Consider the following 15198-nt stretch of genomic DNA (forward strand, 5'->3'; position numbering starts at 1 on the left):
TCTTTATAAATTATGGTTTGTAAAATTACAAGCCATAATATTACTATTCATAAAAGAATACAACTCTTATTTTCAAAATCAACTTTCTTATTTTTTTGACTTTATAACTCTATTTTATAAATAAAAATGCAGCAATTTCTAAAGCAACATATCATAACTTTTTTACTACTATTAGTAGCTAGTTTGTATGCACAAGAAGTTAGCGTTATCAATAACAAAGGAACTATACTTAAAATAAGAAATAATACAGTTACAACTTCTAACACGAGTAATTCAAACCCAGTAGAAAACGATATTTGGTTTGATACTTCCTCCTCACCCACTACTATTAAAATTTATAATGGCACTTCTTGGGAAAAATTATCTCCAACAGCTACCGAAGGATCTGTATTTTTTGCAAGTGCTACAGGTATACCTACAGAAGACAATACTCAATTATTCTGGGATAGCACCAATAATAGGCTGGGTATAGGGACAAGTTCACCTACAAATAAGTTCCATGTTACAGGAGCCATGAGAACGGAAGGCATTTTAAATTCTGATGGTACTATGGGTAGACCATCATACAGATTTAAAAATGATATAGATACAGGAATGTACAGCCCAGTCGCAGATGAAATCAGCTTTTCAGTTGGTGGTATAGAAGCTCTCAATATTGATGAAATAGCAAACACAACAACTGTAACTATAAAAGAAACCCTAAAATTAGATGGTCGTATTAAGGATAAAAATAATTCTACAGGTATTACTGGACAAATTTTATCAGCAACTAATACTGGAACAAATTGGATAGATGCTTCAACTATAAATACGGATACTCAAAAAATTGATATTTATACTTTAAATATAGATGGAAAAAATTTAGAGATTTCATTAGAAAATGATGCTGAAACAACAAAACAAACAGATTTATCAGCATTAAAAATTACAGGTGATATTTCAGGAACCTTAGCAGCATCCACCGTTATAAAAATACAAAACATAGATGTTTCGAACATACCTCCAACAAACGGACAAACATTAGTTTATGATAATACTTCATCTCAATATATACCAAAAAATTTTTATACACCTACAGTAAGCGAACGCTACCCAAATGCAATACAAACAATTGCAGAATCTTCCAATTTTACAACAATCAAATTTCAATCTCAAGATTTTACTCCCAACTCTTCAGATTACACTAATACTACAGATGGAATTATTGCACTTAACACAGGTAGATATAAAATTACATACAGAATTACATCCGAAGTAATAAATAATGTTCGAGTTGGAGGAGAATTTCAACTCACAAAAAATACGATATCGGTAAATAATACAATAGCTTATAGTTATCAAACAAGTAATTTGGTAAATAAAAGTACGGTAACGATGGTAAAAATTTTAGATTTAATTGCAAATGATAAAATTGGAGTTCAAGGTAGAGTTTACGAAAGTGATCGTGGAACTCTAGATAGTTTAACCATACTACCTGAAGGAACTATGCTAACTCTTGAAAAAATTAATTAAGAAGAAAACGAAACACTTTATCTTATTATAAAGCGAATTTACTTGCTAATTCTGCTATAACCATTTGCAGTTTTCAGGATATCTATTATTGTGGAATACGAGAGAGTATTCGCTGAAGTAAACAACCATTCACACTTAAAAAACACTAAAATTCATATTAAGCCTCAACAGTTTATAACGTATTTTTTTGTATCTTACTTAGATAATTTATTTTTGATGGAAAAAGAGGAAATTGCAGATTTATTAGAGGAAAATCACAATACTTTATTTAAATGGTTAGAAGATCAACCAAATGACAACTGGGAAAAAGGTCCCGATGGAAAATGGACTGTAGGACAACAAATACTTCACTTAGTAAATAGCTTACAACTTTTAAATAACGCTTTAAGTTATCCTCGTTTTTTTTTAAAATACAAATTTGGATTGTGTAATAGAGAACCTATAGATTACAAAACGATTGTAAGCAAGTACCATCAAAAATTACTTGACAATAAAGATAAAACAAAGAAATACAATCAAAAGTTAAAAAAAACATTATTAAAAGATAGAGAACGTCTATTAACAAAACTGCAAATACATAGTAAAAAACTACAATTTAAACTCAAAAAAATTAGTGATGTTAATTTAGACACATTGGTACTTCCGCATCCATTAATGGGTAAAATGACTATTAGAGAAATTATAATGTGGACAGCATATCACACAGAACATCATACCAAAATATTAATAATGCATTATGGTGAAGAGACTTATTGCTAACCTTAGTAGGTATAAAATATCGAATTTTACTTCGTGATAAAAATAAGATCATAAGTTTAAATTCATATTATTCAAGATTTTAATAAGAAACTTCGTTTTTATTAACCTATTTACCTTTAATTGATCTCAAATCAATTAATAAATATCTTTAACTACATATTTTCTAATTCTGATTCAATAAAAAACTATTCTAATTCATATATTTGTGCTTCCTAAAAAAGAAGACGAATTATGTTTAATAATTTAAGCGATAAATTAGATAAAGCTTTACACACCTTAAAAGGTCATGGTAAAATTACAGAGGTTAATGTTGCAGAAACATTAAAAGAAGTTAGAAGAGCGTTGTTAGACGCCGATGTTAACTTTAAAATTGCCAAAGAATTTACCAAAAGAGTTCAAACCAAAGCATTAGGGCAAGACGTTTTAACTACGTTAAACCCAGGTCAATTAATGGTAAAGTTAGTTAAAGATGAACTAACAGAATTAATGGGTGGAGAAACTGTAGGTGTTAATTTAGGTGGTTCGCCAACTGTAATTTTAATGTCTGGTTTACAAGGTTCTGGTAAAACTACTTTTTCAGGAAAATTAGCAAACTTTCTTAAAGATAAAAAATCTAAACAAGTTTTATTAGTTGGTTGTGATGTTTATAGACCTGCTGCAATAAATCAATTACAAGTTGTTGGAGAACAAATTGGTGTTGAGGTGTATGCAGAAGTTGGAAACAATAATCCTGTTGAAATTTCACAAAATGCTATAAAACATGCAAAAGCAAACGGTAAAAACGTAGTTATTATTGATACTGCTGGTCGTTTAGCCGTGGATACAGAGATGATGAATGAAATTTCTAACATTCATAAAGCTGTAAGTCCACAAGAAACTTTATTCGTGGTAGATTCTATGACAGGGCAAGATGCAGTAAATACTGCAAAAGCTTTTAATGATATCTTAAATTTTGATGGAGTTGTTCTTACAAAATTAGATGGAGATACTCGTGGTGGAGCTGCATTATCTATTAAATCTGTTGTTGATAAACCAATTAAGTTTATTGGTACTGGAGAAAAAATGGACGCAATAGATGTATTCCATCCAGATAGAATGGCAGATCGTATTTTAGGGATGGGAGATGTTGTTTCTTTAGTTGAAAGAGCACAAGACCAATACGATGAAGAAGAAGCTAGAAAATTACAGAAAAAGATTGCTAAAAATCAATTTGGTTTTGATGACTTTTTAAGTCAGATTCAACAAATCAAAAAAATGGGTAGCATGAAAGATTTAGTTGGTATGATTCCTGGAGCTGGTAAAGCTATGAAAGATGTAGATATAGACGATGATGCTTTTAAAGGTATCGAAGCTATTATTCATTCTATGACACCGGAAGAAAGAAGCACACCAACAACAATAAACGCCAGTAGAAAAAAGAGAATTGCAAAAGGTTCTGGAACTTCGGTTAATGAAGTAAACCAGCTAATGAAGCAATTTAACCAAATGAGTAAAATGATGAAGATGATGCAAGGCGGCGGCGGCAAAAAGATGATGCAAATGATGAAAGGAATGAAGTAAAAATATTAAAAAAGATAAACACACGTTTATCTTTTTTTAATTTACATAATACACAACAACTAGACAACAACACAACAAACTAGAAATGATTTTATTAGACGGAAAAAAAACATCTGCAGACATTAAAGAAGAAATTGCTTTAGAAGTAAAAGATTTAAAAAGTAAAGGAGCTGATACACCTCATTTAGCAGCGATAATCGTTGGAGACGACGGTGCAAGTATCACTTATGTAAATGCAAAAGTAAAAGCTTGTGAGCTTGTTGGTTTCGAATCTACTTTAATTAGATTACCAGATGATACTACCGAAGAAGATTTATTAAATGAAATTGCTATTTTAAATATTGATAAAGATATTGATGGTTTTATTGTGCAACTTCCGTTACCAAAACACATAGATGAACAAAAAATATTAATGGCTATAAATCCTGATAAGGACGTAGACGGTTTTCATCCAACGAACGTTGGAAAAATGGCTCTAAATTTACCTACTTTTATCTCTGCAACTCCTTTTGGAATTTTAGAGCTATTAGAAAGATATAAGGTTGAGACTTCTGGAAAACACGTGGTTGTTTTAGGTAGAAGTCATATTGTTGGTAGCCCAATGAGTATTTTATTATCTCAAAAAAGAAAGGTTGGTAATGCAACGGTAACAATGTGCCATAGTAGAACTCAAAATTTAAAAGAAATAACTTTACAAGCAGATATTATTATTGCTGCAATTGGTATTCCTGAATTTTTAAAAGCAGATATGATAAAAGATCATGTTACTGTAATTGATGTAGGTATTACTCGTTTAGAAGATGCCTCTAAAAAAAGTGGATTTAGATTGGTTGGTGATGTCGCTTTTGATGAAGTTTCTAAAAAATCTGATTTTATTACTCCTGTTCCGGGTGGAGTTGGTCCAATGACTATTGCCATGTTATTAAAAAACACATTATTAGCTTGCCAAAGAAAAAGCTAATTTTTTATAAGGTATAAAAAAAGCGATGCATTAAATGCATCGCTTTTTTTTTTGCTTAAAATTGTATTGATTAAATATTATTTTCGGCAAATTCTTTTCTGTAAATTTTTACAATTACTAAAAATAAACTAATTAATAATGGTCCGAAAATTAAACCAATAAACCCAAATAAAGGCACCCCAACAATAACACCAATTAAGGTAATTAAAGGGTGCACATCATCTAATTTTTTTAATACCAAAAGCCTTATAATATTATCTGTAGAACCAACTACAACTATCCCATAAATTAAGATTCCCCAAGCAGCAACACTATCTCCAGAAGCTAACGTTAAAATAAAAACAGGTAATATACCTACAAAGGTTCCTATAAAAGGAATCATAGAACCTACTGTAACAATTGTAAACCAAAAGAATGGGTTATTTATATCGAAAATCAGAAAACCTATTAACGCAATAATACCTTGTGCAATAGCAACTAAAGGAATTCCTATGGTATTAGAACGAACCATAGACTTCGCTTCGGAACCTATAATCTTTAAATTCACTTCGTTTATCGGTAAATATTTGTATAAAGATTTTCTTAAGATTTTTTCATTTACCAACATAAAGTATAATAAGAAGTACATTAAACCAATAGATATAAATATATTAAAGGTACTACCTACAAATCCTTGTAAGTTATCTGTTATCCAACTAGACACTTCTTCCGCGTCTATACTATCTGTAAAATTATAACCTACTTTACTTTCTAAAGAAGTCATTTGTGTTTTAAACTTGGATACAACCTCTTCTGAATTTCCAACGACATCACGCACTTTATTTGCCAACATTAATAAAATACCCGAAATTGGTAAAAGTATACCTATAAAAGAAACTAAGATTAAAAAAGCTGCAGCAATATTTGGTTTCCAATTTTTCTTTACCAGAAAAAGCATTGCCTTTCTTAATAAAACAAAAATGGTTACAGCGCCTAAAATACCTGATAAATATGGAATTAACTCCCTGAAAATTAGAATAAGAATAAATAAAATAAGTAATAAAACAAATATTTGTCTTATTATTCTTGGTGCAATAGTATCTTTCATATGTAGTAGTTTATCGCAATTTAGAAATAATATAAAGTTAATATTATAACTATCAATTTATAAATTAACACAAATGTAATTTATACTTCTTCTCTATGTACCAAGTCTATAGAAAAAGCTGGTAAACAAACAGCCATATATTCACAAGGATCTGTAAAAGGATTTGAATATTGAACTCTAGTATTTTTTTCTATTTTAATAGATTCACCTGCAGATAAAATAATAGTTTCGTCATCTATTATAAATTGTTTTTTTCCTTTGATAATGTAGGTGTATTCTTCAAACTCTGGAGTTTGAAAAGGTTCACTCCAACCAGAGGGTGCAATCATATGAGCAATGCTTATTTGAGAATTTCCATTAGTAGCATTGCCAAAATGCTCTTCTATTACTTTACCGTCTGTAGTTGGAACCACAAAGGGTGCTTTTTGAATGGTATATTTTTTCATCTCTTATAACTACTAAATGCTGCAAGATATTCGCTTGTTATTATATTTTCTACTCTAGTTAAATCATCAACGTTTTTTTCTACAAAGTAAACCGTATCTGCTTTTTCTAATTCTTCAGCATTAAATAATGAACTTGCTAAATTAGATAATTTTTTATTTGACAAATTTTTAGAACCAATCGCTAACCTAAGAGTATTTAAATGAGTGCTATCATTTAATAAACACCCTATAATACCAATAGACTCATGTTCTGACACATCTGTTTTTAAAAGAATCTCTTTTTCTTTGGAGTTTATTTTAATGTCATTATCTAAATAATATTGAAAGATAATTCTTCTTTCAAACTCAGAATTTGGTCTTAAAACTGTTCCTTCACTGTTTTCAATTGAATATGTTTTCATAAATATTGGTTTTGCGAAAGCGATTGAAACGGCATCCTTTTTATGTAAAAACTCTTATTTAATAAATATAACAAAATATTATTTATTAAATAAGAGTTTTTAAAGTATCAATTTATTTTTACATAAAAAGATATAGTTGAAAGCGCGGTTTTGTTAAAAAAATAAAGCGACAAAATTTGCCCTAAAATTTAATTAAACCAAACGATAAAAGATTTCATTTTTGCTAAATCTGGAATTTGTTCTTTTGTTACTTTTTGAGTAATCAATTCTTTTAGACCTAACTCTTCTTTATCTATAGCAACTGTTGCATTTAAGTCGTTTAAAAAAAGCGTTGCAGAAGTTAAAGTAGTCTCTATTCTGTTAATATTGTTATTGGCATTTATTTCTGAAAAACTAGAATTTAAATTAATTCCAGATGCAGTTGTATAACGCACATCATTAATTTCTATACTTTTTATTGTAGATGTAGAATCTAATTGTTGTTTTGGCAAAATTGTAAGTAACAATTTTCCTCCTTTTTCAAAAATGAAATATTCATCGTCTTCTTGAAAATAATTGTCTCCTTGTGCACCTTCACTTAAATTTTTAACAATAGAATCGTTTTTAAAAATAGTACTTAATTCCTTTATTGTAGTTGTGGTTGTAAGCGCACCAACTTTACCTTTTTCTATTTTAAATTTACTAGTATTATCACAGCTAATTACAAATAGTGAAAATGCGATTGCAATAATTGGAAGGATATTTTTGTTAATCATTATAGTATGTTTGTTATTTAAATGTTCTTTTTATTTATTTCTTATTTTAATACTTTTTTTAAAATCCCAAATGCAGCTCTAATAAAAGTTGCACTTGTTAATACTTTAATTAATGGATTTTGTGCCGTACTTCTGCGTCTGGTAGTACTTCTAGAAGCTCTTTCTTCTCTTATTCTTTCCTTCTCCCTTTCTTTTGCTAATTTTTCTCTTTCTTTTTTATCGGTTTCTGCTTGTATAGCTTTTGCTTCTGCAATATTAACCTTTTCTATCTTTTCATTCAATAATTCGTACGCACTTTCTCTGTCTAAATTTTCATTGTATTTATAGAAAAGACGTGAGTTGTTAATTACATTTTTTAACTCTTTATCAGTTAGAACATCCATTCTACTCATTGGTGCGCGTAACATGGTTCTTGCCAACGGAGTTGGAATTCCTTTTTCGTTTAAAACGGATACAAAAGCTTCTCCAATTCCTAATTGCGTTAAAACTTCTTTGGTGTCATAATACTCAGAAGATGGATAATTTTCTGCAGCCAACTTAATAGCTTTTCTATCTTTTGCTGTAAATGCTCTTAATGCATGTTGAATTTTTAAACCTAATTGTGCTAAAATATCTTCTGGCACATCTTTAGGGTTTTGCGTAACAAAATACAAACCAATCCCTTTAGAACGAATCAATTTTACAATACTTTCTATTTGATTTAATAAAGCCTTAGAAGCTTCTTCAAATACCAAATGCGCCTCATCTATAAATATGATTAACTCCGGTTTGTCACTATCTCCTTGTTCTGGGAAAGTTTCATAGACCTCAGCTAATAATTGTAACATAAATGTTGAAAACAACTTTGGTTTGTCTTGAATATCTGTTAAACGCAAAACAGAAATAATTCCTTTTCCGTCTTCATCTACTCTTGTTAAATCTTCTACTTCAAAAGATCTTTCGCCAAAGAATAAATCTCCTCCTTGTTGTTCTATCTCTACAATTTTACGCAAAATTGCACCTGTAGATGAAGATGAAATTCGCCCATACTCCGCTTGAATTTCTTCTTTACCTTCATTGGTAACGTATTGTAAAACTTTTTTGAAATCTTTAATATCTAAAAGGGCAAATTTATTATCATCACAATATTTAAAAATGATGGCAACAATTCCACTTTGAGTTTCTGTTAAGTCTAAAATTCTTGATAATAAAACAGGTCCGAATTCTGAAATTGTAGCACGCATTCTTGTTCCGTCTTGTTCAGAAATCGTTAAAACTTCTATAGGAAATTTTTGTGCCGTAAACGGAAAACCAATTTTTGCGTGACGTTCGTCTATTTTTGCATGTCCTGGACTAGGTTGTGCCAAACCAGAAAGGTCTCCTTTAATATCCATCAACAAAACAGGGACTCCTTTTTCTGATAAGTTTTCTGCTAAAACTTGTAGTGTTTTTGTTTTTCCTGTTCCGGTTGCTCCAGCAATTAAACCATGCCTATTTAGAGTTTTAAGTGGTATTTTCACCAGCGCATCTGTTACGGTTTCTTCCCCTAACATTGCGGCACCTAATGCTATAAAATCGCCTTTGGTTTTGTAACCGTTATTGATGTATTCAAAAAATTCTTCTTTCTGACTCATTTAAAACTAAATTTTGATAAAAATAATCAAAGTTTGATTGTTGTGAAATTATTTAAAGAGTTTGTTTTGCTTATTTAATAATTTCTACAAACAGATCTGCAACATTGCCATTATAACTATCATAATAAGAATTTCTAGGAAAACCAGAAGACAGACTTATTATATTTCCTAAATTATCTTCTGCAATGTATAGTGGAAATCCTTTTGTAGGTAAGGTTCTAAAATTATTATTTAAAATACTATAAACTATAATTTCCTTTTTAAAATTTTTATGATTATCATAAACTTCTGAATCATTATTTGTACCATAAATTTCAGTCCCATTTTTACTAAAATTTGATGTAACTATTGGAGTAGAATAACTTACTATTTTAGAAAAGTCATCTAAAGAATAAACCGTATTTCTTTTTTTGTTTAGTAAATAAGAACTTGTTGTATTTGCTGACACATCACTATTATATTTGAATTTTAAAGGAATTTCTATTATTCCATTATTAGAGATTTCTCCTGTATTACTAATACTATAATGTATTGCTCTGCCCTCGTTATTATGACTTAAAAAAAAGTTGTTTTTATCTAATTTTGTAATTTCATAATTCTGACCTCCTTGGTGATCTGAAAAATGTGGTTTTTCATCAATTTCTACAAATTGATCTCCATTTCTTTTGTAAGTAAAAACATCATCACTGTCTGATAAAACCCAGATATTATCATCAAAATATTCAAAACTACCCATTGCCCTATATGATGAAACTAAAGAATATTTATAATTTAAGGTTTCTGCGTCGTAAATAAATAGGTTATCACTTTGAGAAAAAACTAGTTCTTTTCCATTTTCTGAAGTAATTAATTTCATTTCCACTTCTGTATACGACGTTGGTAGTTTAAAAGCTTCTGCTGTTATTTCTTGCTTGATATAATCATATTTTACCAATCTTGGCTCGTTTTTGGTATTTCTTAAATAAAAGTAAAAGGATTGACCTTCCGGATCAAAACTTAAATATTTAATATAATCAGCGTCTAACAATTCTGGTCTTATAAAAGCTGTTTCTACAACAGATTTCTCATCATTCAAGTTACTAATATTCCCAAATATATTGTGCACATAAATAGTATAAATAGGATTGTTTACATAAGGTGGATTCTCATCTATAAAGGTGGTTGTATTGATATCCGAAATAATTTTAACGCTTTCTATATTAGGGCTAGAATTCTCATTCTGATCTTGCACTCTTATCTCATAATGAGAAAAATAATAACCAGAATATTTTTCCCAAGATAAAGAAACCTCATTCTCAATTACTTCGGCATTTTTAAAAACAACATTTTCTGGAAATATAAATTCAGGGTTTATATACCTCGGATCACTTTCTCCTAAAAGGCCTTTATTAGTGTAAATTTTTAGAAAATAACACGCTTCGCTATTTGATAAAGGATCTTCATCTATAAAAGTATTTAAATTTACGTCTGTAATTGTCTTTAATAAAGTAGCTCCGTTTAAGTTACAGTCCTTACCATTTCTATAAATCTCGTATTTTTCAAATGTATTGTAGCCATTATATGCATCCCAACCAAATTCTATGTGATTTGTAAATGGCTCCTCTTCCTTTTTTTGAAAAGTAGCTGTATACAAATCCATTTCATTTGGTGGTAAATATCTGTAAGCAGTAAAAGTATATTGTTCTTTAACAGCGTCACCATCCGTATCTAAACTAGCAAAAAACACAAAGTTATCTTTACTTAAATTTTTAATTTTTATTGTTTCATACTGATTGTCTTCATCAGAACTTAACGTAATTATTCCATTATTTAAAGTCCAGTTTAACGTATTCTGTGTCGGTTGACATAGATAGGATTCTTGATAGAGAAATTCTTCATAAGTACCAGAACTATTGTAAATAAAAAAATCTCTCCCGCACTCTTCAGTTGTTGCAGGTACAGAAGCTTCGTTTCCATCATATTCAACTTTATAAATAGACCAAGCACCCGCTAAATCTTCTATTTTAGCGTCTTTTTGTATAATTTCTTCCTCGTTAAATAAATTATCATCGTTACTATTACAAGAAAAGAATATGGTTAGAAAAGAAACAACTACTAACAGATTAAAAATTCTTTTTGTAATGCCTTTTCTATTAACAAACTCGTAATGTTGCATCATGTTTATCTAATTTTTGATAAAAATAATCAAAGTTTTATTGAACGTAAATAATTCTTTGAACTAGTTTTGAAAAAAATTAAAATTGAGCGCAATAAAAAAGTGGTATTAACTTTGTAAAGCTAAAACCTCTTTTTATATGTAAAAGACAATTGGTCTTATTTCTGAAAATACTCAGGAATTAATCCTTTTAATTTTTCTAGAGTTTCATCAACAGTTAAATCACTCATTCCTCCAGAAGCATTAGCATGTCCTCCTCCGTTAAAATGTTCTTTTGCTAACATATTAACCGGGTTTTCTGCTCCTTTAGAACGGAAAGAAATTTTCATAATTCCGTCTCTTTCAGTAAATACAATAGCAGCTTTCATCCCTTTTATTGATAAAACTAAATTTGCCAAACTATCTGTATCTCCTTTCTTATAGTGATATTTCGCCAACTCTTCTTTAGATAAAGAAATAATTGCCACATTATAATCGTATAAAATTTCTAATTTCTCACTCATTGCATATCCTTGTAAACGCAAACGAGTTTCTGTATTATTATCACTTAATTTTTCATGAATTAAATGATGTTCTACTCCTGCTGCTAAAATTTTAGCTAAAACCTCGTGTGTTCTTGGTTTTACAGAATTGAATCTAAAACTTCCTGTATCTGTTAAAATTCCTAAATATAAAGGGGTTCCTATTTTTTCATCTAACAATTCTAAATGACCAGATTGCTCTATTAAATCTATAATTAATTGTGATGTTGATGATGCTGTAGTTTCTGAAACTGTGATTGTAGGAAATTCTTCAGGGTTCAAATGATGATCTATCATAATTTTCTTACAAGTTGCTTCTTCTAACAAAACTTGCATTTCTGGACCTACTCTATTGGTTGCATTGTAATCTAAACAGAAAATTAAATCTGCTTTTTGCATTTCTACTGTTACTTCTTCCGGGTTTTCTTCCATTAAAAGAATTGAAGAAGTATCTAACCAATATAAAAAATCTGGTGCTTTATCTGGGTGACAAACAACTGCTTTCTTTCCTAACTTTTCTATAAAATGAAGTAAACCTAAAGAAGAACCTATGGAATCTCCATCTGCAGATTTGTGTGCTGTAATAACGATGTTTGAAGCAGCTTGAATTTCTGCTTCTATTTGTTGGTAAATATTCATGTCGTGTGTTTTTCAATTGCAAATACTCAGCAATTGTATTTTTTTATGAGGATGCGAAGTTAGGTTTATTATTGAAGTGAAGCAGTGAGTTCTTATTATTTAATTGCCAATAAATTATTTAAAAACAAGTTCACTAATTTTAAGATTCTAAGTAGTTAAACCTTTAAATAAAAATATTTTCTTGATAAAAACAAAAGTAATCCTTAAAGAACTATTTTTATTTTAGATTTAAACCTCATTTATTTTGTTCATACAGTAATATTTAAAGAAGCATTTGATTAAACAATTACAATTTTGCTTTTATATTTTCAGTATTAAAGTAATCTATCCGCTTTATTTCTGATGTTAATTCTACTCAATTTGATTAACTTCAGCTAAAATCTCTTTTACTCTATCTATATCTGCATCATGAACTTGTAGCTCAACTTCAAATGATCCCATATGTGGCATTATTTGAGTTGTAAATTCATTTAGTAAAAAACATTTAATTCCTTCGTGCTCTAACCTGCCTTTTAGTATAAATAAATCGGAAATGTTGTGTGATTTTTGAATTGTTATTAAGCTCATAGCATTTTTTTAGTGAATATAATAATATTTTTACTAAATTACAATATTACTTACAATTTAATTTTAGTATTGATACATCATTAAAATGACTGAATCTTATGTTAATTAGGCGTTGTTATTTTTTTATAAAAACATCTAATCGGTTGTTGGTAGTTTGCTGAATTTTATTTCTCATAAAAGAGGACCATCCCAATAAATAACCAGGAAGTCCCATTGCTTGTTTTGTCCAAGACCATAAATCAAAAGTGTCAAAATGCTGTATAATTTTACCATCTTTAAATCTAAAATCGGCAGAAACTCTATTAACCACTTTTCTTTTCTTGTCTCCATAAAGATATTCTGCTACCCAATTTGCTTTTCCGTTTTCTGCAGTTGCTTCTATATTACTAAAGTTAATAGTAGTGTCTTGTTTTTTATTAGAAAGTAGCATTTCCCACATTTTAAAAGCTCTATCTCCCTCTAACCTTCCGAATACAGCATCTTTAAAGACAACATCCTTATGATAACATTCTAGCATTCCTGTTACATTTCCATTAGAAAATGATGTGTAAAACTTCTTTATTATTTCCTTATTTTCCATTTAGTTGCTGTTTTTTAATTGAGTTTAATGTTAACGATGATATCACATCGTTTCAAAGTCCAATTATCAGAAGTTAGCGAAGTTATAAGAAAATAGGTACGGAAACAAATCTAACTCTAAAACTAAAGGTTTCTTTAATAATAAATTAACGATATTAGTCAATCCAGTTCTTAAAATCTTTTACACGTTCCCTACTCACAATAATTTCACTATCAGAATAAGAATCTAAGATTAACTTTAAACGAGAATTAGAATATGCTATAATGTCTTTTATAGCATTTATGTGCACAATAAAAGTTCTGTTAACTCTAAAAAAATGTTCCGGATTTAATTGTTCTTGCCAAGTTTCTAAAGAATTATCTAGCAAGTAATTCCTATTTTCTTTTGTATGAATATAAGTAGATTTATTCTCACTGTAAAAACATGTTACCTCATCAATATTTATAATTTTTATGTGTTGACCAACCTTAATCGTCAATCTCTTTTTAAATTTTCTATCTACGGGATTCACCAATAGTTTACGAATTTCATCCAAGTTTACCTGTACTTCTGTTTCTTTTGGCCGATATTCTTTAAACTTTTCTACGGCAACTTTTAGTTCATCTTCATCTAAAGGTTTTAGCAAATAATCAATACTATTTAACTTGAATGCTTTTAACGCATATTCATCATAAGCAGTAGTAAAAATAATAGCAGATTTCACTTCTATTTCTTCAAAAATCTCAAAAGACAATCCATCAGAAAGCTGAATATCTAAAAAAATCAAATCTGGATGTTCATTGTTTTGTAACCAATTTAAAGACTCTTCTACCGAGTGCAACATCTGCTGAACTTCTAAATTTAATGCTGCTAACATTCTGTTTAGCCTTCTTGCTGCAGGTTTTTCATCTTCAATTATTAATACATTCATTTTTGTAATCGCTTTTTAAGATTGTTGGTCTTTTATATTTTTAAATTCTTCTTTTTGTTTAAATAATATTCAGTTGATTTTAATCTTGCATAAATTCTTTGATTTTTTTCTCTTCCCAATTTTTATTAAAAACACCTGCAAAACCAAATGTTTTAAAAGTATCAATTAACAAAACAACTCCCCAAATTAACCAAAAAGGAATATGCTTAAATCCGTCTGAATCGTATTGATTGCTTAGCACAAAGTCACCGAAAATCTTAAAAGAAAACGTCCAAACAAATGTTAAAAATAAATTTACTAAAACATAGGTTACAACATGTTTGTAAAACTTTTTAATTTCTGCAACTCTTTGTTTTGCTTCAAAAAATCTCTTTTCGTCTAAATTTTCCATAATCTTATAATTTATGTTTCCTGAGATCTTCTTTATCCATCATTTCTTTAATTTTCTTTTCTTCCCAATCTGCGCCAAAGCCAATCGATTTAAAACCAAAAACGCCCATCCAATGAAAAAACATACCAATTCCCCAAAAAAGCCAAGTAGAATAAGTACCAAAGTTACTTATAGCATCTTCAAAATTATATCCGCTTTGCATTAAGCCAAAAATAACAACGCCACTAATAAAAATGTTTACCAAAACGTAAACCATTAAATGTACATAAAAACCTTTTATTGCTTTAACTCTTTTTTTAGCTTTAATATAATTTTGTTCTTTTGTAAAATCTCTTTCCATA

At 29.1% G+C, this 15198-nt stretch carries 16 protein-coding genes; 4 read left to right on the forward strand and 12 right to left on the reverse strand.

Features of this window, described 5'->3' with window-relative positions; translation table 11 throughout:
• The first annotated feature begins 126 nt into the window (after positions 1 to 126).
• The 4 genes from H0I27_RS10950 (at position 127) to folD (ending at position 4792) form a co-directional block, all read left to right on the forward strand.
• Positions 127 to 1512 (forward strand): hypothetical protein, encoded by a 1386-nt coding sequence (locus tag H0I27_RS10950; RefSeq protein ID WP_218730743.1) that lies wholly within the window; start codon positions 127 to 129, stop codon positions 1510 to 1512.
• 216 nt (positions 1513 to 1728) lie between these two features.
• Positions 1729 to 2271 carry a DinB family protein gene (locus H0I27_RS10955; protein WP_218730744.1) on the forward strand — a complete coding sequence of 181 codons (543 nt, stop codon included), beginning with the start codon at positions 1729 to 1731 and terminating at the stop codon, positions 2269 to 2271.
• A gap of 231 nt (positions 2272 to 2502) precedes the next feature.
• Positions 2503 to 3831, forward strand: a complete 1329-nt coding sequence (gene ffh, locus H0I27_RS10960; RefSeq protein ID WP_165733415.1) for a signal recognition particle protein — start codon at positions 2503 to 2505, stop codon at positions 3829 to 3831.
• Positions 3832 to 3916: 85 nt separating this feature from the next.
• Positions 3917 to 4792, forward strand: a complete 876-nt coding sequence (gene folD, locus H0I27_RS10965) for a bifunctional methylenetetrahydrofolate dehydrogenase/methenyltetrahydrofolate cyclohydrolase FolD (RefSeq protein ID WP_218730745.1) — start codon at positions 3917 to 3919, stop codon at positions 4790 to 4792.
• Between the two features lie 70 nt (positions 4793 to 4862).
• Here folD and H0I27_RS10970 read toward each other — a convergent pair whose 3' ends face one another.
• From H0I27_RS10970 to H0I27_RS11025, 12 genes are all read right to left on the reverse strand, one after another.
• Positions 4863 to 5879 (reverse strand): AI-2E family transporter, encoded by a 1017-nt coding sequence (locus H0I27_RS10970; RefSeq protein ID WP_218730746.1) that lies wholly within the window; start codon positions 5877 to 5879, stop codon positions 4863 to 4865.
• A gap of 80 nt (positions 5880 to 5959) precedes the next feature.
• A complete protein-coding gene (locus H0I27_RS10975) occupies positions 5960 to 6325 on the reverse strand; it encodes a cupin domain-containing protein (protein WP_218730747.1) in 366 nt (121 codons plus the stop codon).
• Positions 6322 to 6726 carry a hypothetical protein gene (locus H0I27_RS10980; RefSeq protein ID WP_218730748.1) on the reverse strand — a complete coding sequence of 135 codons (405 nt, stop codon included), beginning with the start codon at positions 6724 to 6726 and terminating at the stop codon, positions 6322 to 6324. Before H0I27_RS10980 ends, H0I27_RS10975 begins: the two co-directional genes overlap by 4 nt.
• Before the next feature lie 188 nt (positions 6727 to 6914).
• Positions 6915 to 7481 (reverse strand): hypothetical protein, encoded by a 567-nt coding sequence (locus H0I27_RS10985; RefSeq protein ID WP_218730749.1) that lies wholly within the window; start codon positions 7479 to 7481, stop codon positions 6915 to 6917.
• Between the two features lie 41 nt (positions 7482 to 7522).
• Positions 7523 to 9094: a helicase HerA-like domain-containing protein gene (locus H0I27_RS10990; RefSeq protein ID WP_218730750.1), complete on the reverse strand. Its 1572-nt coding sequence runs from the start codon at positions 9092 to 9094 to the stop codon at positions 7523 to 7525.
• Positions 9095 to 9164: 70 nt separating this feature from the next.
• A complete protein-coding gene (locus tag H0I27_RS10995) occupies positions 9165 to 11252 on the reverse strand; it encodes a lipocalin family protein (protein WP_218730751.1) in 2088 nt (695 codons plus the stop codon).
• Positions 11253 to 11407: 155 nt separating this feature from the next.
• The gene (locus H0I27_RS11000; RefSeq protein WP_218730752.1) at positions 11408 to 12409 is read right to left on the reverse strand and encodes a bifunctional oligoribonuclease/PAP phosphatase NrnA; all 1002 of its coding nucleotides are present in this window, start codon (positions 12407 to 12409) and stop codon (positions 11408 to 11410) included.
• 351 nt (positions 12410 to 12760) lie between these two features.
• Entirely contained in the window at positions 12761 to 12976 is a 216-nt protein-coding gene (locus H0I27_RS11005) for a DUF2007 domain-containing protein (RefSeq protein ID WP_218730753.1), read from the reverse strand.
• A gap of 115 nt (positions 12977 to 13091) precedes the next feature.
• Positions 13092 to 13556, reverse strand: a complete 465-nt coding sequence (locus H0I27_RS11010; protein WP_218730754.1) for a nuclear transport factor 2 family protein — start codon at positions 13554 to 13556, stop codon at positions 13092 to 13094.
• 154 nt (positions 13557 to 13710) lie between these two features.
• Complete coding sequence (locus H0I27_RS11015; protein WP_218730755.1) at positions 13711 to 14466, reverse strand: LytTR family DNA-binding domain-containing protein; 756 nt, start codon at positions 14464 to 14466, stop codon at positions 13711 to 13713.
• A 79-nt stretch (positions 14467 to 14545) separates the two neighbouring features.
• Positions 14546 to 14857 (reverse strand): 2TM domain-containing protein, encoded by a 312-nt coding sequence (locus H0I27_RS11020; RefSeq protein WP_218730756.1) that lies wholly within the window; start codon positions 14855 to 14857, stop codon positions 14546 to 14548.
• A 4-nt stretch (positions 14858 to 14861) separates the two neighbouring features.
• A complete protein-coding gene (locus H0I27_RS11025) occupies positions 14862 to 15197 on the reverse strand; it encodes a 2TM domain-containing protein (RefSeq protein ID WP_218730757.1) in 336 nt (111 codons plus the stop codon).
• Between the last annotated feature and the right edge of the window lies 1 nt (position 15198).

The organism is Polaribacter sp. HaHaR_3_91 (assembly GCF_019278525.1).
In the GTDB taxonomy this organism is placed as follows: Bacteria; Bacteroidota; Bacteroidia; order Flavobacteriales; family Flavobacteriaceae; genus Polaribacter.